The sequence below is a fragment of the Streptomyces sp. NPDC088817 genome (genome assembly GCF_044750345.1).
GTDB lineage: Bacteria > Actinomycetota > Actinomycetes > Streptomycetales > Streptomycetaceae > Streptomyces.
In genome coordinates this window covers 268,223-291,533 of sequence record NZ_JBIVJN010000002.1, presented here as the reverse complement: position 1 = coordinate 291,533, position 23,311 = coordinate 268,223, and the positions used below count along the sequence as shown (strand labels likewise).

The 23,311-nt window shown below is 71.0% G+C and carries 20 protein-coding genes and 1 pseudogene; 9 read left to right on the top strand and 12 right to left on the bottom strand.

Features of this window, described 5'->3' with window-relative positions:
* Positions 1-25: 25 nt before the first annotated feature.
* The gene (locus ACIP4X_RS04990) at positions 26-1,498 is read right to left on the bottom strand and encodes a CehA/McbA family metallohydrolase (RefSeq protein WP_391454183.1); all 1,473 of its coding nucleotides are present in this window, start codon (positions 1,496-1,498) and stop codon (positions 26-28) included.
* Positions 1,499-1,595: 97 nt separating this feature from the next.
* On the opposite strand from ACIP4X_RS04990, the gene ACIP4X_RS04985 reads away from it, so the two are divergent.
* The gene (locus tag ACIP4X_RS04985) at positions 1,596-4,181 is read left to right on the top strand and encodes a bifunctional FO biosynthesis protein CofGH (protein WP_391454181.1); all 2,586 of its coding nucleotides are present in this window, start codon (positions 1,596-1,598) and stop codon (positions 4,179-4,181) included.
* Between the two features lie 79 nt (positions 4,182-4,260).
* Entirely contained in the window at positions 4,261-4,833 is a 573-nt protein-coding gene (locus tag ACIP4X_RS04980) for a L,D-transpeptidase (RefSeq protein ID WP_358736662.1), read from the top strand.
* Here ACIP4X_RS04980 and ACIP4X_RS04975 read toward each other — a convergent pair.
* Both ACIP4X_RS04975 and ACIP4X_RS04970 read right to left on the bottom strand, forming a co-directional pair.
* A complete protein-coding gene (locus tag ACIP4X_RS04975; protein ID WP_358736660.1) occupies positions 4,826-5,020 on the bottom strand; it encodes a DUF397 domain-containing protein in 195 nt (64 codons plus the stop codon). The genes ACIP4X_RS04980 and ACIP4X_RS04975 overlap by 8 nt on opposite strands.
* Positions 5,017-5,829, bottom strand: coding sequence for a Scr1 family TA system antitoxin-like transcriptional regulator (locus ACIP4X_RS04970; protein WP_391454178.1), 813 nt, complete (start codon positions 5,827-5,829; stop codon positions 5,017-5,019). Before ACIP4X_RS04970 ends, ACIP4X_RS04975 begins: the two co-directional genes overlap by 4 nt.
* 114 nt (positions 5,830-5,943) lie before the next feature.
* Between ACIP4X_RS04970 and ACIP4X_RS04965 the strand changes: the two genes are divergently transcribed.
* The 4 genes from ACIP4X_RS04965 (at position 5,944) to ACIP4X_RS04950 (ending at position 8,517) form a co-directional block, all read left to right on the top strand.
* Positions 5,944-6,378 (top strand): ATP-binding protein, encoded by a 435-nt coding sequence (locus ACIP4X_RS04965; RefSeq protein ID WP_391454176.1) that lies wholly within the window; start codon positions 5,944-5,946, stop codon positions 6,376-6,378.
* Between the two features lie 140 nt (positions 6,379-6,518).
* Positions 6,519-6,971, top strand: a complete 453-nt coding sequence (locus ACIP4X_RS04960; protein ID WP_401346673.1) for a hypothetical protein — start codon at positions 6,519-6,521, stop codon at positions 6,969-6,971.
* A gap of 10 nt (positions 6,972-6,981) precedes the next feature.
* On the top strand, positions 6,982-7,248 hold the full coding sequence (locus ACIP4X_RS04955; RefSeq protein WP_358736652.1) for a hypothetical protein: 267 nt from the start codon (positions 6,982-6,984) through the stop codon (positions 7,246-7,248).
* 147 nt (positions 7,249-7,395) lie between these two features.
* Entirely contained in the window at positions 7,396-8,517 is a 1,122-nt protein-coding gene (locus tag ACIP4X_RS04950) for an ADP-ribosylglycohydrolase family protein (protein ID WP_358736650.1), read from the top strand.
* 16 nt (positions 8,518-8,533) lie between these two features.
* Here ACIP4X_RS04950 and ACIP4X_RS04945 read toward each other — a convergent pair whose 3' ends face one another.
* The 4 genes from ACIP4X_RS04945 to ACIP4X_RS04930 form a co-directional block, all read right to left on the bottom strand.
* Positions 8,534-10,105: a sodium:solute symporter family protein gene (locus ACIP4X_RS04945; protein WP_358736648.1), complete on the bottom strand. Its 1,572-nt coding sequence runs from the start codon at positions 10,103-10,105 to the stop codon at positions 8,534-8,536.
* Positions 10,106-10,415: 310 nt separating this feature from the next.
* A complete protein-coding gene (locus tag ACIP4X_RS04940; protein ID WP_358736646.1) occupies positions 10,416-10,607 on the bottom strand; it encodes a DUF397 domain-containing protein in 192 nt (63 codons plus the stop codon).
* Between the two features lie 209 nt (positions 10,608-10,816).
* Positions 10,817-11,674: a helix-turn-helix transcriptional regulator gene (locus ACIP4X_RS04935; RefSeq protein ID WP_358736644.1), complete on the bottom strand. Its 858-nt coding sequence runs from the start codon at positions 11,672-11,674 to the stop codon at positions 10,817-10,819.
* A 328-nt stretch (positions 11,675-12,002) separates the two neighbouring features.
* Positions 12,003-12,731: a GPP34 family phosphoprotein gene (locus tag ACIP4X_RS04930; protein ID WP_358736642.1), complete on the bottom strand. Its 729-nt coding sequence runs from the start codon at positions 12,729-12,731 to the stop codon at positions 12,003-12,005.
* Positions 12,732-12,991: 260 nt separating this feature from the next.
* On the opposite strand from ACIP4X_RS04930, the gene ACIP4X_RS04925 reads away from it, so the two are divergent.
* Positions 12,992-15,463: a D-alanyl-D-alanine carboxypeptidase family protein gene (locus ACIP4X_RS04925; RefSeq protein WP_391454170.1), complete on the top strand. Its 2,472-nt coding sequence runs from the start codon at positions 12,992-12,994 to the stop codon at positions 15,461-15,463.
* A 164-nt stretch (positions 15,464-15,627) separates the two neighbouring features.
* Positions 15,628-17,544 (top strand): MFS transporter, encoded by a 1,917-nt coding sequence (locus ACIP4X_RS04920; protein ID WP_391454168.1) that lies wholly within the window; start codon positions 15,628-15,630, stop codon positions 17,542-17,544.
* Between the two features lie 66 nt (positions 17,545-17,610).
* Here ACIP4X_RS04920 and ACIP4X_RS04915 read toward each other — a convergent pair whose 3' ends face one another.
* The gene (locus ACIP4X_RS04915) at positions 17,611-18,132 is read right to left on the bottom strand and encodes a glutathione peroxidase (protein WP_391454166.1); all 522 of its coding nucleotides are present in this window, start codon (positions 18,130-18,132) and stop codon (positions 17,611-17,613) included.
* Between the two features lie 9 nt (positions 18,133-18,141).
* A pseudogene (locus tag ACIP4X_RS04910) lies at positions 18,142-19,130 on the bottom strand (helix-turn-helix domain-containing protein).
* Between the two features lie 78 nt (positions 19,131-19,208).
* Here ACIP4X_RS04910 and ACIP4X_RS04905 point away from each other — a divergent pair.
* On the top strand, positions 19,209-20,456 hold the full coding sequence (locus ACIP4X_RS04905) for an MFS transporter (protein WP_401346666.1): 1,248 nt from the start codon (positions 19,209-19,211) through the stop codon (positions 20,454-20,456).
* A gap of 158 nt (positions 20,457-20,614) precedes the next feature.
* Here ACIP4X_RS04905 and ACIP4X_RS04900 read toward each other — a convergent pair whose 3' ends face one another.
* The 3 genes from ACIP4X_RS04900 to ACIP4X_RS04890 all read right to left on the bottom strand — a co-directional run bounded on the left by ACIP4X_RS04900 (position 20,615) and on the right by ACIP4X_RS04890 (position 23,223).
* Positions 20,615-21,079: a hypothetical protein gene (locus ACIP4X_RS04900; RefSeq protein WP_401346664.1), complete on the bottom strand. Its 465-nt coding sequence runs from the start codon at positions 21,077-21,079 to the stop codon at positions 20,615-20,617.
* A gap of 213 nt (positions 21,080-21,292) precedes the next feature.
* Entirely contained in the window at positions 21,293-22,192 is a 900-nt protein-coding gene (locus ACIP4X_RS04895) for an ABC transporter permease subunit (protein WP_391454160.1), read from the bottom strand.
* A complete protein-coding gene (locus ACIP4X_RS04890) occupies positions 22,189-23,223 on the bottom strand; it encodes a sugar ABC transporter permease (protein ID WP_358736628.1) in 1,035 nt (344 codons plus the stop codon). Before ACIP4X_RS04890 ends, ACIP4X_RS04895 begins: the two co-directional genes overlap by 4 nt.
* Positions 23,224-23,311 lie beyond the last annotated feature (88 nt).

Below are 23,311 nucleotides of genomic sequence, written 5' to 3'. Positions count from 1 at the left end.
CGGGCGAGCGGGCGCCGACCGCCCGTCAGTCGTGTCCGCCCGTGCCCAGAAAGATCGGGTTCGTGAGCGCCGCCATCACACCGGGCAGCGGCCCCACCGCGGTCTCATGGCGCACCTCGGCCCGTACGTACGCCGCGTACGCCGGGGTCGTACGCCACTCGACGGCACCCGAGCCCGACACGGGGAACGGGTCGCTGGTGAGGAGCACTCCCTGGTCGGTCACGAGACGGACCGTGCAGCGCGGTACGCCGGAGGCGTCGAGGCGGACCGTCACCGGGGTGTCCGGGGCCACCCGCAGCCGTTCCCCGATGTCCGCCCGCTCGCCCCCGGCCGCCGTCGCGGTGAAGGCGAGCGACACGCGCCGGGACTCGGCGACGTACGAGCGGCCCGCGCGGATGCCGTCCTGGACGGCCTCCCGGGTGAGGTCGTCGGCCAGGACGACCGTCTGGGGCAGGCCCACGGAGTCCGGCGGCCGGTGGGCGTCGCTGCCGCCCATCGCGGGCAGCGGGCGACGGTCCCCGTGTGCCGCCGCCACGAGCGTGGCGTCCCACGCGGCCACCGCCATCTCGTCGTCCGGGGTGAAGGGCCCGTTCCACACCTCCACGGCGTCCGCCTCGGCGAAGCCGAACTTCCAGGCGCAGCCGACGCAGCCGGCGTGCGGGTGGGCGGGCACGACCAGGCCGCCCGCGCGGCGGATCTCGCGGGCGAAGCGGGCGAAGCGGCCCTCCCGCGCCCGGTAGCGCCAGTCGACGAAGGTGCCCGGGTCGGTGCCGAGGGCGAGGACGTGTCCGTTCCTCGTCGTCACCTCCTCGCCCAGCATGATCAGCAGGTCGTCGCCCGCGTGGTCCGCCCAGTGCGCGTGCGAGGCGTGGGTGTTGTGGTCCGAGCTGTTGATGAAGTCGAGGCCGGCCGCCCTGGCCCGGGCGGCGATCTCGGCGGGGGTGCGGCGCCCGTCGGAGTACCAGGAGTGCAGGTGGCAGTCCCCCCGGTACCAGGCCCGCCCCCGCCCCCTGGCCCACTGCGGCGGGTACACCGGCGGTACGGCCGTGCCCGGGGCGCCGTGGGTCAGGGTGACGTCGAGCGCGTACGACAGGCCCTGCGGGGCGACCGTGTACGGCCCGAGCACGATGTGCCAGACCCCGGCGCCGACCGGCCCCGCGATGTACCCAGGCGTCGCGTCGTCCGCGCGGATGAAGAACTCCGAACGCGCCCCTCCCGACCAGCCGCGGAAGCCCCGGCCGCCCGGCTCGATGCCGCGCTGGTCGAAGATGCCGATGTCCAGCGCGTTGCCGGGCGTGCCCGCGGGAACGGCCGGCCGGTCGTAGGTGTACGAGACCCTGATCTCCCGCACCCCGTCCGGAACGTCGACGGGAACGTACACGTAGTCGGCCGCCCCCGGGGCCAGCGTCCCCCGGACCGCCCGGGTCACCTGCCCGCCGTCCGGGCCCCTCGCGAAGGTCACGCTTCCCAACGTAGGCGCCACGGAGGCGGCCGTCACGACGGGAGTGCGCCGTCCGGGTCCGCGGCCGGACCACCGCGTTGCCGGCCGGTCCTTCCTTGATCGGCCCTGGTGACCGCGACCGTATGCTCGAAGGATGACGACTTCCGTGGTCTCCGGAACCGGTCCCACCGAGAACTCGCTGCGTCGTGCGCTCAAACGTGCCCGGGAAGGGGTCGCGCTCGATGTCGCCGAGGCGGCGGTGCTGCTCCAGGCGCGGGGCGAGCACCTTCAGGACCTCGCCGCCTCCGCGGCCCGGGTGCGGGACGCCGGTCTGGAGGCGGCCGGCCGTCCCGGCGTCATCACCTACTCCAAGAGCGTCTTCATCCCGCTGACCCGGCTGTGTCGCGACAAGTGCCACTACTGCACGTTCGTCACCGTGCCGGGCAAGCTGCGCCGCGCCGGGCACGGGATGTTCATGTCCCCCGACGAGGTCCTCGACATCGCCCGCCGGGGCGCCGAACTCGGCTGCAAGGAAGCCCTGATCACCCTCGGCGACAAGCCCGAGGACCGCTGGCCGGAAGCGCGCGAGTGGCTCGACGCGCACGGCTACGACGACACCATCGCCTACGTGCGCGCCGTCTCCATCCGCATCCTGGAGGAGACCGGCCTGCTGCCGCACCTCAACCCGGGCGTCTTGACCTGGACGGACTTCCAGCGCCTCAAGCCCGTCGCCCCCTCGATGGGCATGATGCTGGAGACGACCGCGCGCCGGCTGTGGTCCGAGCCGGGCGGCCCCCACCACGGCTCCCCGGACAAGGAACCGGCCGTACGGCTGCGGGTGCTTGAGGACGCCGGCCGCTCCTCCGTCCCCTTCACCTCCGGGATCCTGATCGGCATCGGCGAGACGTACGAGGAACGCGCGGAGTCCCTGTTCGCCCTGCGCAAGGTCGCCCGCGCCCACCACGGCATCCAGGAACTGATCATCCAGAACTTCCGCGCCAAGCCGGGCACGGCCATGCGCGGCATGCCCGACGCCGAACTCGACGAACTGGTCGCCACGGTGGCCGTCGCCCGGCACATCATGGGCCCCTCCGCCTGCCTCCAGGCCCCGCCCAACCTGGTCGACGCCGAGTACGAACGGCTCATCGGCGCCGGCGTCGACGACTGGGGCGGCGTCTCCCCCCTGACCATCGACCACGTCAACCCCGAACGCCCCTGGCCCCGGATCGAGCAGCTCGCCGAGAAGTCCGCCGCCGCGGGCTTCGAACTGCGCGAACGGCTCTGCGTCTACCCCGAGTTCGTCACCCGCGGCGAACCCTGGCTCGACCCGCGCCTGCTGCCCCACGTCCGCGCCCTGGCCGACCCCGCCACGGGCCTGGCCCGCCCGGACGCGGTCGCCGAGGGCCGGCCCTGGCAGGAGCCCGACGAGGCCTTCACCGCCACCGGCCGCACCGACCTGCACCGCACCATCGACACCGACGGCCGCACCGCCGACCGCCGCGGCGACTTCGACGAGGTGTACGGCGACTGGGGCGCCCTGCGCGAGGCCGCCGCCCCCGGCATGGCCCCGGAACGCGTCGACACCGACGTACGGCAGGCCCTGCGCACGGCCGCCGACGACCCCACGAAGCTCACCGACGACGAGGCCCTGGCACTGCTGCACGCGGACGGCCCGGCCCTGGACGCGCTCTGCCGGATCGCGGACGACGTCCGCAAGTCCGTCGTGGGCGAGGACGTCACGTACATCGTCACGCGGAACATCAACTTCACCAACGTCTGCTACACCGGCTGCCGCTTCTGCGCCTTCGCCCAGCGCCGCACCGACGCCGACGCCTACACCCTCTCCCTCGACCAGGTCGCCGACCGCGCCCAGCAGGCATGGGACGTCGGCGCGGTCGAGGTCTGCATGCAGGGCGGCATCCACCCCGACCTGCCCGGCACGGCCTACTTCGACATCGCGCGCGCGGTGAAGGAACGCGTCCCCGGCATGCACGTGCACGCCTTCTCCCCGATGGAGGTCGTCAACGGTGCCACCCGCACCGGCCTGTCCATCCGCGAGTGGCTGACCGAGGCCAGGGCGGCGGGCCTGGACAGCATCCCCGGCACGGCGGCGGAGATCCTCGACGACGAGGTCCGCTGGGTCCTGACCAAGGGCAAGCTGCCCACCGCCACCTGGATCGAGGTCGTGACGACCGCCCACGAACTGGGCATCCGCTCCTCGTCGACGATGATGTACGGCCACGTGGACCAGCCCCGCCACTGGCTCGGCCACCTGCGCACCCTGGCCCGCATCCAGCAGCGGACGGGCGGCTTCACGGAGTTCGTGACGCTCCCCTTCATCCACACCAACGCCCCGGTGTACCTGGCGGGCATCGCCCGGCCCGGCCCCTCCGTGCGCGACAACCGCGCGGTCACGGCGATGGCGCGGCTCCTGCTGCACCCCTGGATCCCCAACATCCAGACGAGCTGGGTGAAGCTGGGCGAGGCCGGCGCCGCCGACATGCTCCGCTCCGGCGCGAACGACCTCGGCGGCACGCTGATGGAGGAGACGATCTCCCGCATGGCGGGCTCCTCCTACGGCTCCTACAAGTCCGTCAAGGACCTGGTCGCGGTGGCGACGGCGACCGGACGCCCGGCGAAGCCGAGGACCACGCTCTACGGCGAGGTCCCGGAGGAACGGCAGCGGGCGGCCGCCGCGTCGGACGGCCACCTGCCGGACCTGCTGCCGGTGCTGGACTGAACAGAGGTAGACGCAGCTCGCAGTACGATGATCCGACCCCCGCCGGAGGGGTCGAGTAGCACCGAGGAGATGCGTGCCCATGGCGGCCCGAATACCTTCGTGGGCCTGGGTCAGCGGCCTGACCGTGGGCGCGGTCGCGGCGGTGGCCGTACTGGCGGCGAAGGCCGACCAGGGTGCCCACCCCACGGCCCCGACCGCCGCCCACCGACCCGTGTCCTCCGCGAGCGCGAGCCCCTCCGCCAAGCCCAAACCCAAGCCCGTGGCTCCGCCGGCCGTCCCGGCCGACTCGGGCGTGGGCCACCGGATCGTCTACGCCCTCGCCCAGAAGCGGGTGTGGCTGGTCGACGAGAGCGACAAACCCACCCGCACCTTCCCGGTCTGGCCGGGCACGGTGAGCCCCGACCCGGGCGCGTACGTGATCTCCCAGCGCGTCCCCTCGACGACCGGCTCGGACGGCGTCCAGATCGAGCACATCATGTACTTCGCGGGCAAGTCCGGCGTCTTCATCGCCTTCAGCAACGCCGTGGACGGCGCCTCGCCCCCACCGGCCGCCGCCGACGCCAAGACGGGCGGCATCCGCATGGGCAAGCCCGACGGCACGGCCCTGTGGACCTTCGCGGACCAGGGGACGAGGGTCGAGGTCGTCAACTAGCGACGTCATCGAGGAACGCGCTCCACGACGCACCCCCGAACACGATCCGCGCCCCGTCCCGGTCCTTGGAGTCCCGGACGTGAACGGCGGCGGGGGAGGGGGTGGGGGCGGATATGGCGACCTCGACACAGTCGGGGCCGTCGTTGCCGCTGTAGCTGCTCTTGAACCACTCCAGCGCGGGGGTCATGCCAGTTCTCCCAACATTTTCTCGATGAACGCCCGTGACTCCCGGGGCGCGAGAGCCTGCGCGCGGATCATGCCATAGCGCATTTCGAGGATCTGGGCTTCCCGTGGATCAGTGATCACCCTGTCGTGCAGCTGGCCTTCCGAGTGCCCGAGCGTCTTGCCTCCCTGGAGCTTCAGCAGCCGGAACGAGCCCATGATGGCCGCGTGGTCATCCCGGTCGGTGGGCATCACCTGGATCTCGACATGCCGCAACTCGCTCATCTCCAGCAGGTGTTCGAGCTGCCGCCGTAGCGCCATTCTGCCCCCGAACGGCCGCCGTAGCGTCACCTCTTCCTGGACGAAGGTGATCAGCGGCCGTGGCACGCGCTCGAAGACGGCCTTGCGCGCCATACGGGCGGCGACATGGCGCTCGATCTCGTCCTCCGTGTAGGCAGGACGTCGCATTCCGTACAACGCCTCGGCGTACTCCGGTGTTTGAAGCAGCCCGTGGATATGGAGAGCGGCATACGTCCCCAACTCGACGGCCTCGCCCTCCAGCTTCGCCAAGTCCCGTACCTTCTTGGGGTACCGGGCCCGCTCCACGTCCGCCTTCATCACGGACAGCTTCCCGCCCGCGCCGAGCACCTCGTCGGCCTTGTCGAGGAAGTCGGGCTTGGGGATGCGGCGTCCGCGTTCGACGGACGACACCATCTCGTCGCCGTACCCGATGGCGGCGCCGAGTTCGCCCTGCTTGAGCCCGGCGGCCTCGCGCCACATCTTGATCTGCCGGCCGACCGTCCTGAGTACGGCCTCGGCCTCTTCGTCCTCCATGGGATTCCCCTTTCGATGTACGAACCGGACGACTCCGCAGTGCGTTCGTACAGTCACGTTGCGTACCGCGATGATGGCTGTTCAGCCTAGGGATGGATGACGACTCTGGGTGACATGAGTAAGAAATTCCCCCTGCCGATCGCTGCTCCGCGGGCCCAGTTCGCCGTGCAGCTCTCCGCGACGCGCAGAGGTGCGCGACTGGCCCGTCTGCTGGCCGAACGGCAACTGGACGACTGGGGAGTGGGCTTGGCGGACGCGGTGCAGATCGTGGCGGAGCTGGCGGCGAACGCGGCGTTCCACGGGCGGGTCAGGGGACGGGACTTCCGGCTGGTGATGAGGCTGCACGGGGAGGGCGTCCTGCGTATCGAGGTGACCGACGCGCGTGGGGACCGGCTCCCGAGGATCGCGGACCCGGTGGCGGCGGACGCGGAGTCGGGACGGGGCCTGCTGCTCGTGGCCGCGCTCGCCGACCGCTGGGGCGTCACCGAGGCCCCCGCCCGCGGCAAGACGGTCTGGGCCGAACTCGCACCGCGTCGCGGAGACCGGTGACCCGGCGGCGCCCGACGCCAAAGACCAAAGAACCGGGGAAAGAACCGAACCCACCCCCACCGCCCCCGTCGATCACCCGGCGGAGTGAATATGCCCGGCTCGGCTGGCGCGGCGAGGTGAACGTGGTGCAATCGGGCCGAATGACGACTCGAACGACCTCGTACAACAAGCCGGTGCGTGCCGAGGCCGCCCGGCCCGTCGAGCCCGCTCGTCCGGCCGCCCCGCCCGCACCCCGCACGGCGAGCGACCTGCCGGCCGGCCTCCGGGCCCACGACTCCCGCCTGCTGACAAGCAGCCTGACGCCCAAGCCTGAGCTCACACCGGAGGCACTGCGGGCGGAGATCGCGCGCATCGCTCCGGCCCGGATTCCCGCTTTGACGCAGCACCTGGTCGAGGCCACGACGAACGCGCAGCAGACACAGAGCCTCGCGCCACTGAAGGCCTTCGTGCACTCCTGGGCGGTGTTCGTGGCGATCGAACGGCACCCGCAACGGGCCGCCCGGCTGCGTGAGCTGGAACGGATCCTGATCAGAAACTCGCCCGAGGTCATGGTGGCTCTCGAGGACGCTCGAGCCGGAGGAAACGGCACGTAGGGAAGTCCCGTTGGAGGAGGCCGAGCTCGCCAGGAAGGCGTTCGGCAGTCCGACGGAGGGGGAACGGGAAGTCGTCCGGGACGCGCTCGCGGTCATTTGCCGTGAGCCGGGTGCAGGTCGCGAGATCCCCGGCTGGCGGCCCCCATCCGTGGAATACACCTATACGACACCGCTCGCCCGTGACTCGGCTGAGGCCATCACTGTCGTCTGCACCCATACGCCAGGCATGGGGGTGACGGTCGTCTACTACTTCCGTGATCCTCAGGTGGTCGACTGAGGCCGTTGTCCAGTCCTTTGGCTGAAGCTTTCGGATTGCTTTCGCCACACCTCCCTCACCGGTCCATCCCCTGAACAGACCGTTCCTGTTCGATTACTGTGCTGAACTGTTGGGCGTACGGACGGGTAACTGCCGGGAGGTCTCAGCGTGGGTGCGACGTCCGGGGGCCTCTGGGGGCGTGGCGAGCAGCAGGACTTCCGGAGCCGGGTGCGGGGGACGTTGCTCGGGGTGGCCATGGGGGACGCGCTCGGGGCGCCGGTGGACTGCCTGGGCCTCGGAGCGATCAGGCAGGCCCACGGACCCGAGGGGATCCGCGACCTCGTGCCCGCCCACGGCCGCCGCGGCGCCGTCACGCACGTCACGCAGCTCACCTTGTTCTCCGTCGACGGGCTCATCCGGGCGCAGGTCCGCCGCGACACCGGCGCCTGGCACCCGCCCACCGATCTGCACCGCGCGTACCTGCGCTGGGCCGCCACCCAGCGCGACTGGGGGCCGGACGAGCGGCGCGAGGAGGACGGCTGGCTGGCCCGCGAGGAGTGGCTGTACGCCCGGCGCGCTCCGAGCAGGCCGCTGCTGATCGGGTTCGGCGACGACACCATGGGCACCCTGGAGTCGCCCAAGAACCCCGCCGAGGCCGGTCCGGAGGCGGTCGCCAGGTCGGCGCCCTTCGGGCTGCTCGTCGGCTGGGAGCCGCAGCTCGTCACGCAGCTCGCCGTCGAGTGCGCGGCGCAGACCCACGGGCATCCCACCGCCTGCCTCGCCGCCGGCGCCTACGCCGTGATCGTGCACGCACTCGCCCGCGGCGACAGCCTCGACGGCGCCGTGCAGAAGGCGATGGCACTGCTCGCCGCACGCCCCGGTCACCAGCCGGTGTCGGAAGCCCTCCAGCACGCGCTGGGCGCGGTACGGCAGGGCATGCCGACCCCGGACCGGGTGGAGGAACTGGCGGGGCAGGGGACGGCGGCGGGGCTGCTCGCCGTGGCCGTCTACTGCGCGCTGGTGAGCGAGGACGTACGCCACGGTCTGTGCCTGGCGGTGAACCACAGCGGGTCCTCCGGCGCGGCCGGTGCCCTCACCGGCGGGCTGCTCGGCGCCCTGCACGGAGAGACGGCCCTCCCGCCGGCCTGGCTGGCCGAGCTGGAGGGCCGTCCCACTCTGCTGGTCCTGGCGGACGACTTCGCGATGGAGATGACCCAGGGACCCGCGCTGCACGGGCCCACCGGGTCCTCCCCGGCGTGGCTGGCACGCTATCCGCGCGGGACCCGGTAGCCGTACGGGCGCGCCGCTACGGCTGTTTCCCCACCACGTCGTCGCCGGCGTCCGCCGGGGCCGGTACCGCGGCGGCCGCCGCCGGGTCCCCGTCCCCGTCCGTGTTGACCTTCTCGATGACCGCGAGGCGTTCCGGTGTGTCCTCCGGCTTGGCGAAGCCGATGCCGATGTAGAGGACCAGCGAGACCGCGAGCGGCACCGACACCTGGTACTGCAACGGCACTCCGCCGTCGACGTTCCAGTTGATCGGGTAGTTCACCAGCCAGAAGGCCAGCAGGCCCGCCGCCCAGCTGGTGAGCGCCGCCGTCGGACCGGAGCGGCGGAACGGGCGGAGCAGGCCCAGCATCATCGGGATGGCGATCGGCCCCATGAGACCGGCGACCCACTTGATGACGACGGTGATGATGTCCTTGAACGTCGGCGAGTTGACCTGCGTGGCCACCGCCATGGACAGCGCGAGGAAGACCACCGTGGTCAGCCGGGCGGCGACCAGCCCGCTGCGCTGGTTCCAGGCCCGAGCCCGCGCGGAGACGACGGGCGCGATGTCCCGGGTGAAGACGGCCGCGATGGCGTTGGCGTCGGAGGAGCACATGGCCATCGTGTGCGAGAAGAAGCCGACGATCACCAGACCCAGCAGGCCGTGCGGCAGCAACTGCTCGGTCATCAGGGCGTAGGAGTCGGAGCCGTCCGGCTTCTGCGCGTGGACCAGCAGCGGCGACATCCACATGGGGAAGAACAGGACGAGCGGCCAGACCAGCCACAGGACGGCGGAGAGCCGCGCGGAGCGGGTGGCCTCACGGGCGGACGCGGTGGCCATGTACCGCTGCGCCTGGTTGAGCATTCCGCCGTTGTACTCGAACAGCTTGATGAAGAGGAAAGCGAGCAGGAACACCGTCCCGTACGGGCCGACCAGCGGCTTGGCGTGGCCGTGCAGCGCCGGCTCGTCCCACACGCCGAAGAAGCCGCCGTGCGGGCCGAGTTCGGCGACCACGGCCACGAACATGGTGATGCCGGCCAGCAGCTGGATGACGAACTGGCCCAGTTCGGTGAGGGCGTCGGCCCACAGGCCGCCGATGGTGCAGTAGACGGCTGTGATCACGCCGGTGATCAGGATGCCGTGGTTGAGGGACATGCCCGTGAACACGGAGAGCAGGGTGGCGATGGCGGCCCACTTGGAGGCCACGTCCACGACCTTCAGCAGCATCCCGGACCAGGCGAGGGCCTGCTGGGTGGGCAGGTTGTAGCGGTTCTTGAGGTATTCGAGCGGCGAGGCCATGTGCAACCGGGACCGCAACCGGTTGATGCGCGGGGCGAACAGCCTCGACCCGATGGCGATGCCGAGCGCGATGGGGAAGGACCAGGTGACGAAGGACGTGACGCCGTAGGTGTAGGCGATGCCCGCGTAACCGGTGAACATCACCGCGCTGTAGCCCGACATGTGGTGCGAGATGCCCGACAGCCACCAGGGCATTCTGCCGCCCGCGGTGAAGAAGTCGCTGACGTCGCCGACGCGCCGGTGGGACCAGACACCGATGGCCACCATGACACCGAAGTAGCCGATGAGCACGGCCCAGTCGAGACCGTTCATGGGTTCATGGCTCCCTTCCAGGGTCCGCCTTGTGAACTCCGCCCAGCTGGTTGGCACTTCGCCTGAACGGGGTAGGGGCGAGGAAGGTCGCGAAGTGCCCGCTCATCGTGGGTTCGATGAAGTGGGCACGACAAGCGAGCATCAGGTCAAGGAGAGGTAAAGATGTTCGACTTGCTGACCTTCGTTCACATGTATGAATGAGTGCGAGGCCGACGTCGAGACACAAGCGGAGCCCCCTCGGCAAGGACGGCGAACTCGTCGAGAGGGCCCATCAGTTGGTGCTTGTTGCAGTTGTCGTGCGGTTGTCTTCTCAAGCCTTGAGCGACGTCACGAACGTGTTCCACGAGTCGGCGCGGAAGCCGAGCACCGGGCCCGCGGGGACCTTGGAGTCACGGACCGCCATGGCCGCGACCACCGGTGACTTGACTTCGACGCACGCGCCGTTGCCCGTGGAGTACGAGGACTTGGTCCACGTCTCCGTGACGCCCTGACGAATTGCCATTTCTGCTCCGGATTGCGAGTGGAGTGGTTTGCGCCACCGTTGTTGCTCGATGGCGTGATCGACGCTACCCGCCGCACTCCGAGTCCGAAGCGACGATTCATCCTTATGGATGGCATATTCCAATGGAGTCTTCCGCATTGGCCTGGTGAAGGTGTACGGTGCGGCACCTTCAAGCCGTATTGCCGTAATGCGGAAGCGAAACAGCCCGCTCAGCGCGTGTGCCCCTTCGCCATCTCCGCGATGAACTGCCGTGACTGCTCCACGTTCAGCGCCTGCGCGCGCAGGTGCTCGTACATCACGCTGTACTTCTGGACGTCGTTCGCCTTCTCCAGATACAGGTCGCTGGTGACGCCCTCGATGTAGACCACGCTGGAGTCCGCGGTGTCCGGGAACTCCAGGATCGCGTACTGCCCGTTGAGCCCCGGATGCGCGCCCATCTCGAAGGGGATGACCTGCACGGTCACGTGCGGCAGCCGGGTCTGCTCGACCAGGTGCTCCAACTGGTCCCGCATCAGGGCGGGGCTGCCGACGACCCGGCGCAGGGCGGCCTCGTCCAGGACCGTCCACAGCCGCAACGGGTTCTCGGCGGCGGAGATTCGTTCCTGCCGGCGCATTCTGACCTGCACCCGCTTCTCGATGTCGGCGGGCGCCGTCTCCGGCAGGGCGCCCGCGATGAGCGCCTCCGCGTACTGGCGGGTCTGCAGCAGCCCGGGAACGACCTGGGGGTCGTAGATCCGCAGGCTGGCCGCGTCCGTCTCCAGGCCGATGTAGACGCTGTAGGGGATGTCGCCGAAAGAATGCCACCAGCCCTGCTGGCGCGAGTCCTTGGCCATCTGCATCAGCGAGTCGACGATCCGGTGGTCCTCCACCTCGTAGACCCCGCACAGATCGCGGACGTCACGCTGGCTGATGCTGCGCCGGCCGTTCTCCAGGCGGCTGATCTTCGACTGGGACACCAGCAGCCTCTCGGCCACTTCCTCGGCCGTCATGCCCTTGAGTTCACGCAGCCTGCGCAACTCCTGGCCCAATCGGCGTCGCCTGACAGTGGGATTGACATTGGACGCCACGGGACGTGCACCTCCGGCCGCATGCCTCTACTTTGCGTATCTGCTGCTGAGCAGATTGCCACCAAGGGGCTTACTACCGCTGGAAAACGCCGGATATGCAGCGGGTACACGTCAGTTCGGCACCGCGCTGTGCACCCGGACGTGGCCGCGAGGGCGGCGGGACGCGTACGAGGTGTACGGTCCCGCCGCTCCTGTCGAACCTGCGGCTCCCGGACCGTCGTTCCGGGACGGGGGACTGCGGTGCGGCGTTGTCGCTCTGCGGTGCTGCGTCGTGCGGTGCTGCGTCGTGCGGTGTGGCGCTGTGCGGCGTGGCGCTGTGCCGCGTGGCTCAGTGGGCCACGGCACGGGCCATGGAGCCGCGGCGTGGCTGCATCGGAACGCCGCGAGCGGGTTCCGCCGCGGGCCTGGCGCCCGCGCCGCGGCGCGGCTGCGCCCCCACGCCGTTCTGGACGTCCATCACGGCGTGTGCCACGAGGCCGCCCATGGGGTCGTGCCGGATCAGGTCCCTGAGCCGGGACCGTGACGACCGTCCCTCGTTGCCGGGGTACAGGTGCTTGCCGAGGCCGACCGCGTGCGCCAGCGCGGCGAGCGCCGCGGTCCGCGGGTCCGGCGGTACGCCGGTGCGGATCGCGGAGTCCAGCCGGGCCCTGATCTCCCGGCTGATCTCGGTGTCCGTCGCCTGGTAGCGAGTTGTCGGCAGCACCCCGCACATCTGGCCGGCCACGGCATGCACCATGCCGCACCGCTCCAGATGCGAGAGATACGTCTGGCGGAGCCCGAGACGCGGCCCGCCGATCCAGTGGACGGCCCGTACCGGAGCGCCGCGCCTTCGCAGCAACTCCAACGCGCAGTCCAGAGTTGGATCTCCTGTCGGCCGTGGCGCCACCACGGCGATACGATCCCCGTCTGGGGCTATCCGTCCGGCCAGCGCCAGCTCCACTAGCTGTGCTCCGGCCAGACCCAGGTCGAGCGACTGCGGCTGTGCAGTGGTACCCGTGGCCGGGTCCAGTGCCAGCAGCAGAAGCTCCTCCGGAAGTGTTCTGCGGCTCCTGCCCATCCATGCCTCCCCGCGTGGATGAAAGACAGGGTGACCCCTCTCACATTGGTCTGTCGAGGGTGCGTGACCGGTTCGTAAGGGAACCGGTAGCTATGTCGTTCTCGTCTACCGCGTGGGTTTGGCCCGTACACAGGACACTGGTACATGGTTCGGACAGCGGTACGGCCAAGGGTTCGGCCGCGTCGTCCGGGTGGCGGTTCAGATCGTGATTCACGGTTCGGTAGCGGCACGTTGGGCGTGCGGCACATGAGGAGGCATCGGTGGCGGGCGAGTCCCCCGACAGGTCGAAGCAGCGCGAGTCGTCGGCACGAACGACGTCGGGGAGCGCGGACTCGGTTCCCGAGTCCAGGAAAGAGACGGGCGACCCCCGCCTCGCGTTGACCGGGGAGCCGGACGGGGCCGGCGCGTCCGGCGCGTCCGGCGGTTCCGAGGGGCGCGGCGGGGTCGACACGGCCACTCGGGTGCTTTCGGTACGGGATGTGAAGACGAAGTCGGAGACGGATCCGAAGACGGAGACCGACGTCGACGACGTCGATGACACCGAGGCCGCCGCGGAGAGCGAGGAGGAAGCCTCCGAGGCCGCCGCCGACGGCGACGAGACCGACGGGGCGGGCAACACACGCCTGCGTTCGGCGGTGGCCGCCTGGGTGGACTCCGACGCGGACGGGAAGGACGCGGAGGACGCGTCCGGGGCCGGCACCGAGGAGACGGAGGCATCGGAGGACGCCGAAGACTCCGACGACGCCGACGACTCCGAGCCTGCGAAGGCCGGGGCCGCGCCCGAGAGCGACGCGGAGGAGCCCGAGGGCGCCGCGCGCGGCAAGGACGGGGCTGAGCCCCAGGGCGCCGACGAGGCCGCGGTGGACGCTTCCGACGCGGAGGACGCCGACACTTCCTTCGACGACGACGACGAGCGTGCCGACGCCGAGGCCGGGACCGCGTCCGAGGCCCCCGAGCGTGCCAAGGCCGTGGCCGAGCCCGAGGACGACGCCGAGGCGCCCGAGGACGGCGACGGCGAGCGTGCCGAGGACGACGCCTCCGGGGCCGGTGACGACGACCGGGACGGCGACGAGGGCGACGGCGACGGCAAGCGCGCCGAGGACGACAAGGCGCCCGCGGGCGACGCGGGTCCGGGTGAGAAGCCGCCCGTGGACCAGCCCACCACCATGCTGAAGCTCGGCGGTGCCGCCAAGCCCCAGGTCGACCAGCCCACCACCATGCTCAAGCTGGGCGGTGCCAAGAAGCAGGCCCCCGAGGCCGAGGCGGAGCGGACCAGCAAGTTCGTCGCGCTCAAGCCGCTCGACGCCCCGCCGGCCCGCAAGCCGCAGCTCCCGAAGTCGCCCACGCCCCCGCAGTCACCGACGTCCGCGCCCAAGCCCGCGCCCGCGGCCCCCACGGCTGCCGTCCCGCAGCTCGGCCCCGAGCGCACCACCCAGCAGCCGCTGCCGCCCAAGCCTCCGCTGGACCTGCTGGCCGAGCTCACGAACACTCCGCCGCCCCCGGAGACCCCGCTGCGCACCACGGTGCGCCGCGTCAAGATCTGGACCCCGCTGGTCATCCTCCTGCTGATCGTCTTTGCGGTCGTGCAGTCCGTGCGTCCGCTGCCGGAAACCAGCCTCGCGCTGACCGCCGAGGACACCTACACCTTCGACGGCGACCCGGTGAAGCTGCCCTGGCCGGACGAGGGCCAGGGCTGGATGGACGTCGACGGCGTCGGCACGATGGACCATTTCGGCGAGCAGAAGCCGGTCCCCATCGGCTCGGTCGCCAAGACCATGACCGCGTACATCATCCTGCGCGAGCACCCGCTGAAGCCCGGCGAGGAAGGCCCGAAGATCGAGGTCGACCCGACGGCCGAGAAGGAGGCCGGCTACAGCAAGGACGGCGAGTCCACGCTCGACAACGTCAAGGCCGGCAGCTTCCTCACCGAGAAGCAGGCCCTGTCCGCCGTCATGATCCCCTCCGCGAACAACATCGCGCGCCTGCTGGCCCGCTGGGACGCCGGCTCCGAGGCGGAGTTCGTCAAGAAGATGAACGCCACCGCCAAGGAACTCGGAATGTCCAACACGACGTACACCGACCCCTCGGGCCTGAACAAGACCACCGTCTCCACCGCCGAGGACCAGGTGAAGCTCGGCACCGCGGCCATGAGGATCCCGGCCATGGTGGCCATCACGAGCGCGGCCAGCTGGACCGACCCGACCGGAAAGAACTGGCCCAACTACAACCAGTTGCCCTTCACCATCGGCGCGATCGGCATCAAGACCGGCTCCACCACCGCGGCCGGCGGCAACCTGCTCTTCGCCGCCCGCAAGGAGGTTGGCGGCCGGTCGGTGACCATCGTCGGCGCGATCCTCAGCCAGTACAAGGCACAGTCGATCCTCGACCTGGTCAACGCGGTCAGCAAGACCGCGCTGCTCGCCGCCCAAAAGGTGCCGACCTCGGCGAAGATCCTGAAGAAGGGCGACGTCGTCGGGTACGTCGACGACCGGCTCGGCGGTCACACGCCGGTCGTCGTCACCAAGGACGTCACCGCGGTCGGCTGGGGCGGCCTGCGGCTGAAGCTGTCCCTCACCACCAAGGACGCGCTGCCGCACACCGCGAAGGCCGGCACGGAGGTGGGCATGCTCACCGTCGGTGAGGGCGCGGAGAGCGCCGTACAGGTGCCCGTGGCCCTCCAGGACGACCTCGCCGAGCCGGGCTTCCTGGCCAAGCTGACCCGCGTCGGCTGATCTCCGCACCGTTCCGGCGGCCGTCGCCGCCCCCGCCCACCCCGTCGGGCAGCCCCACCCGGGAGCTGGCCCGGCGGGGTGCGTGCTAGCGTCACGAAACGGACACGTCGCCGGTCGCGGGACCCGGCTGCGAACAGAGAACAGGACACGGGGAGAGCCGTCAGGTGGCCACAGCGGATCCGACACGTGCCGACGACGCCGATCCGGGCCGCCCGGAGGACGGACCGCGAATAGGCGGGTCGACGACGGACACGAACGACGACCACCGACGGCAGGACGGCCCGGCGGACAGGTCGGGGGACGGTCGTGGCGGCGACCGGGACGGGGAGCGGGGCGGCGAAGGTTCCCGCGCCCGCGCCGCGGTCATGGCGGTCCGGGAGCGGATGCTGCGGCACCCCGTGCTGTCCGTCACCGCCCTGGCGGGCCTGCTGCACGTCGTCTGGTTCTTCACGCTCGCCAACAGTGGCGGCGACCTCGCGGCGCAGGACGCCTGGGCCGAGTTCGTCGGCCGGCACCCCGACTCGGCGTACAACCTCGCCTGGTACGGCGGCATGCACCCGGTGTCGTACAGCGTGGTGTCGCCGTACCTGATGTCCCTGCTGGGCGTCCGGACGACGATGATGATCGCGGGCACCGTCTCGGCGGGCCTGCTGATGCTGGTCCTCATCCGCAGCCGCTCGGTCAGGAACCCCCTGTGGGCCGCGCTGACCGGTGTCTTCGGGCTGCTGTGCAACGCGGTGTCGGGCCGGGTGACCTTCGGCCTGGGCACGATGTTCGCGCTCGGCGCGGTCGCAGCCGTGTTCTGCTGGCCGCACCGCTGGCGCTTCAAACGCTGGGCGAAGGCGCTGGTCGCGGCCCCGCTGGCCGCGCTCGCCACCATGTCCTCGCCCGTGGCGGGCCTGTTCGTGGGCCTGATCGCGGTCGCGCTGTTCTTCCAGAAGCGCCGCCCGGGTGCCTGGGCGCTCGGCCTGGCCCCGGCCGCGGTGGTGGCCGTGTCGGCCTGGCTGTTCCCCTTCTCCGGCACCCAGCCGATGGCGTTCGCCTCGGTGATCCTGCCGCTGATCTACTCCGTGCTCGCCGTCGTCCTCGTCCCCCGGGACTGGAAGACGGTCCGGATCACGTCCGCGGTGTACGGCCTGGCGGTCGTCATGGTCTGGTTGATCAGCTCCCAGATCGGCTCCAACATCACCCGGCTGGCCATGCTGTTCGCGGGGGTGGTGCTGGTGGCGGCGCTGCCGTTCGCGGTGCCGCGCTCGCGCACCTGGTACACGATCGTGGTGGCCGTCGTCGGCTTCGTCGGCTGGATAGGGTTCAAGTCGGTCGACGACACCGTCAACACCACCCCCGCCGCCTCCTGGGCGCGCGAGCTGGCCCCCCTGGTCAACCAGTTGCAGCGGGCCGGCGCGGAGAAGGGCCGCGTCGAGGTGGTCCCCGCCCGCTCCCACCGCGAGGCCTCCGCGCTGGCGCCCTACGTGAACCTGGCCCGCGGCTGGAACCGCCAGGCCGACATGCAGCGCAACCCGCTCTTCTACGACGACACGCTCAACTCGGCGAACTACCACGACTGGTTGCAGCGGTGGGCGGTGCACTACGTGGTGCTGCCCAAGGGCGACGTCGACGGCAACGGCGCCGAGCGCGAACGCGCGCTGGTGCAGGAGGGCATGCCGTACCTGAAGCAGATCTGGGGCGACGCCAACTGGCAGCTCTTCAAGGTCACCGACCCGGCGCCGCTCGCCGAGCCGGACGCGGTCGTCGAACGCGCCGAGCAGGGCGAGATGACCCTCCAGGTGCGCACGGCGGGCCGCATCCTCATCCGCATCCCGTACTCGCCCTGGCTGAGCCTCGTCGACGACCAGGGCAAGAGCCTCAAGGCGCCCCAGGAGACCGACGCCTCCAAGCACCGCGCCGAGGGCGAGCCGAAGACGTACGACAACGTCAACGGCTGCCTCATGGAGACGGAGCAGGACAGCGAGGGCGACAAGTGGACCGAGCTGCTCGCGCCGAAGCCGGGCACGTACCGGCTGGCGGCGCCGTACCAGCTCCCGCGCGGCACTCCCTGTCCCGACGAGCTGAAGAAGTGACCGTCCGCCGGCCCGGGAGCCTCGGCCCAGGGCCGGCGAACCGTTCACCTCTCGGGACGGGGCTCGTCAGGCGAGCTGCTCCTCGACGGCCGTGACCAGCTCGGTGGCATCCGGGGCGGTCTGCGGGGAGAACCGGGCGACGACCTTGCCGTCCCGTCCGACCAGGAACTTCTCGAAGTTCCAGCGGATGTCCCCGGTGTAGCCCTCGGCGTCGGCGAAGCCGGTCAGACGCTCGTAGAGCGGGTGGCGCCCCTCCCCGTTCACCTCGGCCTTCTCGGTCATGGGGAAGGTGACGCCGTAGGTGGCGGAACAGAACGCGGCGATCTCCTCGGCGCTGCCCGGCTCCTGCCCCATGAACTGGTTGCACGGCACGCCGAGCACGGTGAAGCCCTGCCCCGCATACCGCTCGTGCAGTTGTTCGAGTCCGGCGTACTGCGGGGTGAGCCCGCACTTGGACGCCACGTTCACGATGAGCACGACCTGCCCCGCGTACTGCCCGAGTCCGGCCGCCCCGCCCTGAAGGGCACCGATCTCCACGGCCAGGGGGGAGTCCGGGGCCAGGGCGCTGCTGCTGTCTGAAGTCGTCATGAGCGGATGCTAACTGTGCACCGTTGCCTCCGAGGCTGCCGCCTCGACGAGGACCTGGCCCGCGCCGGTCCGTGAGTACAGCACCGAGCGTCCGGCCCGGCGGCGTTCCACCAGGCCCGCGTCCAGGAGTACGCGCAGGTGGCGGCCCACGGAGCCCAGGGTCTGGCCGGTCACGGCGGTCAGCTGGGTGGTGCTGAGGGGGGAGGCGAGCAGGAGCAGGACCTCGGCGCGGGCGCGGCCCAGCAGGGCCCCGAGGCCCGTGGGTACGGAGGCGCGGCGCGCGTCGGTGTCGGCGAGGGCGCCGGCGCAGGGATAGACGACGGCGTAGCGGCGACGCGGTTCGTCCCACGCCACCCAGCCGGCCTTCGGGGTGACCGGCACGAAGACGAGCTGGGCGCCGGAGATCTCCCGCGGCGGATACTCGTGTGGTTGACCTGGAACCGGTTCTCGCCGAGCCAGCGCGTGCCCGGCCGCAGGGTGTCCAGCACCGCGGCCCAGCCGCCCCGGCTGACCTGCGCGGTCCGTGCGACGACATCGGCTTCGAGGATGTGCCGCCGCCGGGTCCAGGAGGGCCGTACGGTCTCCGCCCAGACGTGCTCGAGGAGCCGGGCCGCGCGTTCGGGCAGGTCGTCCCGCTCCAGCGCGGGCGGCAGCGGTCCGGCGAGCGAGGTCCGCAGGTGCGCGCGGGCCGCCGCCGGGTCGGTGGCGCGCACCCGTTCGACGCCTTCCTCGAAGGACTCCTCGTCCAGGGGTGTGGGGGTGAGGAAGTCGGCGATCCAGTCCCGGCCGAGTCCGGCGCGGACGAGGAGCGCGGTGACGGGGTCGCCGGCGAGGAGCCGCCGGTAGGCGGGCAGGTGCGCGCGCAGCCACGCCTGTTCGCCGGGGTGGGTGCCGGCGCCCGCGTGCAGCAGTTCCAGGCTCGCGAAGGTCTCCGCGAGAGGCGAGAGCACGAACCGGCTCCCGGCGAGTGTGTCGGCGTTGATCTGCCACCAGCCCATGGACTCTCCCCCCGGCGAGCTTTCGCGCCCGTGCGAAACAATAACCACCGGCCCCGTGCCCGCCGGAGACTCCGGCGCATGCGCAGCTACCAGCAACTCTTCCGCACCCCGGAGTTCACTCCGCTCTTCCTCGCGTCCTGTGCGCAGACGGTGGCCCAGACGGCGAGTGGACTCGCGCTCGGCACCCTGGTGTACCGGGCGACGGACTCGCCCCTGCTCTCGGCGGTGAGCATGTTCGGGCCCTCGCTGGCCCAGGTGCTCGGCGCGACCCTGTTCCTGTCCGGTGCGGACCGGCTGCCGCCGAGGCGTGCGCTGGTGGGCGTCTGCCTGTCCTTCGCGGCGGGCACGGCACTGCTGGCGGTGCCCGGCCTGGCGCTGTGGGCGGTCTTCGCGGTGATCCTCGCGCAGGGGCTGGTCGCATCCCTGGGCGGGGGAGTCCGCTGGGGCCTGCTGAACGAGATCCTGTCCAAGGACGGCTATCTGCTGGGGCGTTCGGTGTTCAACATGATGAGCGGCGTTATGCAGATCATCGGCTTCGCGACGGGCGGGCTGCTGGTGGCGGCCCTGTCACCGCGGGTCTCGCTGCTGCTGTCCGCCGCGCTGTACGCGGTGGCGGCGGCGGTGCTCCGCCTCGGCCTGACCCGGCGGCGTCCGCGCACCTCCGGGCGCCCGTCCATCTCGGCGACCTGGCGCACCAACGCCCTGCTGTGGTCGTCCCGTCCGCGCCGGCTGACCTACCTGGGCCTGTGGCTCCCCAACGGCCTGGTGGTCGGCTGCGAGTCCCTGTACGTGTCCTACACCCCCGCGGCGGCGGGCACGCTGTTCGCGTGCGCGGCGTTCGGGATGCTGGCCGGGGATGTGGCGGTGGGCCGCCTGCTGCCTCCGGCGGTACGCCGCCGGGCGGCCACGCCGCTGCTCCTGCTCCTGGCCGCCCCGTACCTGCTCTTCGTCCTCCACCCGCCCGTACCGGTGGCCGCCTGCCTGGTGACCCTCGCCTCCGTCGGCTTCGGCGCGAGCCTGGTCCAGCAGGAACGCCTGATGGCCTCGACCCCCGACGAACTGGCCGGCCACGCCCTGGGCCTGCACTCCGCGGGCATGCTCACCCTTCAGGGCGCGAGCGCAGCCCTGGCCGGCACGATCGCCCAACTCACGTCCCCGGCCACGGCGATGACGGCGACAGCAGCGGCCTCCACAGCGATCACCCTGACCCTCGCCGCAGCCTCCCGCCGCCCTAACCCCGATAACCCCGCCTCACCCAAGCCCGACACCCCCACCACCCAAGCCCCCCAACCCCCAACCCCACAAGAAGAGCACCCCAGTCGATGACATGCGGCAACCCGGGAAAGAAGGCGAAGAAGGCAAGGACGACACCGAACCCGACGAGGAAGCCGCAAAGTCCGGCCCGCCGCCGCACCGTGTCGGCTCGCTCCTCCGCCGGTCCAGCCGCCTTCCCCTGCTGCCGCTGCTGCTCGCTCATACTTGGCTCACTTCGTGACGTGATGGCACTGACTGACCCGCCGCACGCCGTTGACGTGGAGGTGGGCGCATGTCTTGCCATAACGAGGGAGCGTCTGAGGAGAGTTGCTCCGCATGGGGTCGATCTTGCACTCGTCGTGCGTCCTGCCGCGCGAGGTGCGGTAGGTGCGGTTGCCGGTGTCGGCGTAGGTGAAGTCGATCCGCCAGTTGCAGAAGCCACTGCTGAGCGCCCCCACGAAGGCGCAGTCGACGCCGGCGTTCTGGTAGGTGATCCGAAGTGCGCTGCCTCGGATGATGTGCGTGAACATGCAGCCCGTGGGGACCTTCATGGTCACGCCGCCCACGCTGTACTCGAAGGTCCGCACGGGTGTCGAGCCGACCGCGCCGGCACTGGCGCCCGTCGCCGAGGTGAAAACCAGCGCGACGGCGGCGCCCAGGACGGTGATGAGACGCGCGACCTGCGGAATGACCATGGTGATCCCCTCCTGATGGCCTCTTGCCAATCACGGAGGACAACCGCGCCCAGGTCGGGCGGGTTGCGGGGCTCCCGTCCGGTTCACCGTCCCAGGTGATCGCGAAAAGCCCGCGCTGACCTGCAGAAACGTTATGGGCGGCGCGGCGGGTTGTGCCGCCCGCCGCGGCGCGGAGGGTCCACGCCGCTCGGTGGGTGGCTTGGTGCGGTCGTCCTAGTCCTTGACCGCCCCCGCGTTCGCGCCCTGGACGAAGTGGCGTTGGAAGGAGAAGAAGAGGAGGGCCACGGGGAGGGTGGACAGGAGGGCCGCGGCGAGTTTCAGGGGGTACTGGGTGCCGCCGCCCAGGCCGCCCGAGACCATGCGGGCGAGACCGGTGGTCAGGGTCTCGTACTGGCTGGACTGGGTGGCCACCAGGTAGTGGGTGAACTCGTTCCACGAGCCCTGGAAGGCCAGGATCGTCACGGTGATCAGGGCCGGCCGGGCCATCGGCAGGACGACCGACCAGAAGGTCCGGAAGACACCGGCGCCGTCGACCCGCGCGGCCTCCTCCACCTCCCGGGGGATCGACTCGAAGAACTGCTTCATGATGAACACCTGCGTCGCGTCCACCAGCAGCGGCAGGATCATGGCGGCGTAGGTGTCGAACAACCCGAAGGCGTTGAGCACCAGGAACCGCGGGATCAGCAGCACGATCGGCGGCACCGCGATCACGGTGAGCAGGAAGCCGAACAGCAGCGTGCGGCCCGGGAAGCGCAGCCGGGCCAGCGCGTACCCGGCCATGGAGGCGAACAGCACCCGCCCCGAGGTGATGACGACCGTGACGAAGACCGAATTGCCCAGCCAGCGCGGGAACGGCACGGCGTCCCCGGCCTGGCTGATCCCGAACAGCCGCTGGTAGGCGGCGATCGTCGGAGTGATGGGGAACAGCCCGAGCGGATGGGCCGCCGCCTCCGGATCCGTTTTGAACCCGGTCGCCAACTGGATGGCGAACGGCAGGACGTACAGCAGCCCGAGCCCCACCACCAGCGTGTACCCGAGGATCCGCAGGGGCCGGGGAAAACGTCCGAGCACCGGACGCCCCTGCGCCCGGGCGGCCGTGGAATGCGCGCTCATCGGTTCCTCCGGGGACGGGCGGCACGCTCGCGCAGCAGGAAGCGTTGCAGGGCCGTCATGGTCAGGATCAGTACGAGCAGGATGAAGGCGATGGCCGCACCCTGGCCGAAGTCCGCGTCGTCGAACGCGGTCGAGTAGGACAGGAAGGCCGGCGTGAGCGTCGTGTTGCCGGGCGCGCCCTGGCTCATGACGTACACCTGGTCGAAGACCTGCCAGGTGGCGATCAGCCCGAGGGTGAGCACGAGGAACAGCACGGGCCGCAGCGCGGGCAGCGTCACGTACCGCAGCATCTGGAGGCGACCGACGCCTTCGATCGCGGCCGCCTCCTCCAGCTCGCGCGGCACGTCCTGGAGCGCCGCGAGGAAGATCAGCATGAAGGTGCCTGAGGTCGTCCACACCGCGAGCAGGATGATCGTGCACATCGCGACCGACGGCCCCGACAGCCACTCGAACCAGGACAGCCCCATGAAGGAGTGGTCGGCCAGCACACCCGAGGGATGGCCGGTGTCGACGACGCCCAGTCCGCCGAGCAGCAGGGACAGCACTCCCCGCGGGTCGTTGAACCAGTTCGGGCCCTTCACCCCGATCCAGGACAGCGCCGAGTTGACGGCACCGCTGCCCTGGAACAGGAACAGGAAGATCGTCGAGACCGCGATCGAGCTGGTGACGGAGGGGAAGAAGAACGCGGTGCGCAGGGCGCCCCGGCCACGCAGCAGCCGCTGATTGACGACGAGCGCCAGACCCAGCGCGAGGAAGGTCTGGAGCGGCACGGTCAGCAGCACGTAGTACACGGTGTTGCGCAGCGAGGTCGCGAACAGGGTGCGGTCGAGGCCGTCATCGGTGAGCAGCGCCCGGTAGTTGTCCAGGCCGGCGAAGTCCGCCTGCGCGCTGAACGGGTTGGACTGCCCGTCCCAGTGCAGCAGGCTCACCCACAGCGCCATCAGCGTCGGCAGGACCAGGAACAGGCCGAGGACGAGCACCGCGGGGCTGACGAACAGCCAGCCCCAGGCGCCCTCCGAGCGGCGCCCCACCCGCCGGGCGGGTGCCGCCGACTTCGGGCCGGGCCCGCCGGGCGTGTCAGGTTCGCCCGGCGGGCCGGCCGTACGGGACCCCTGGCCG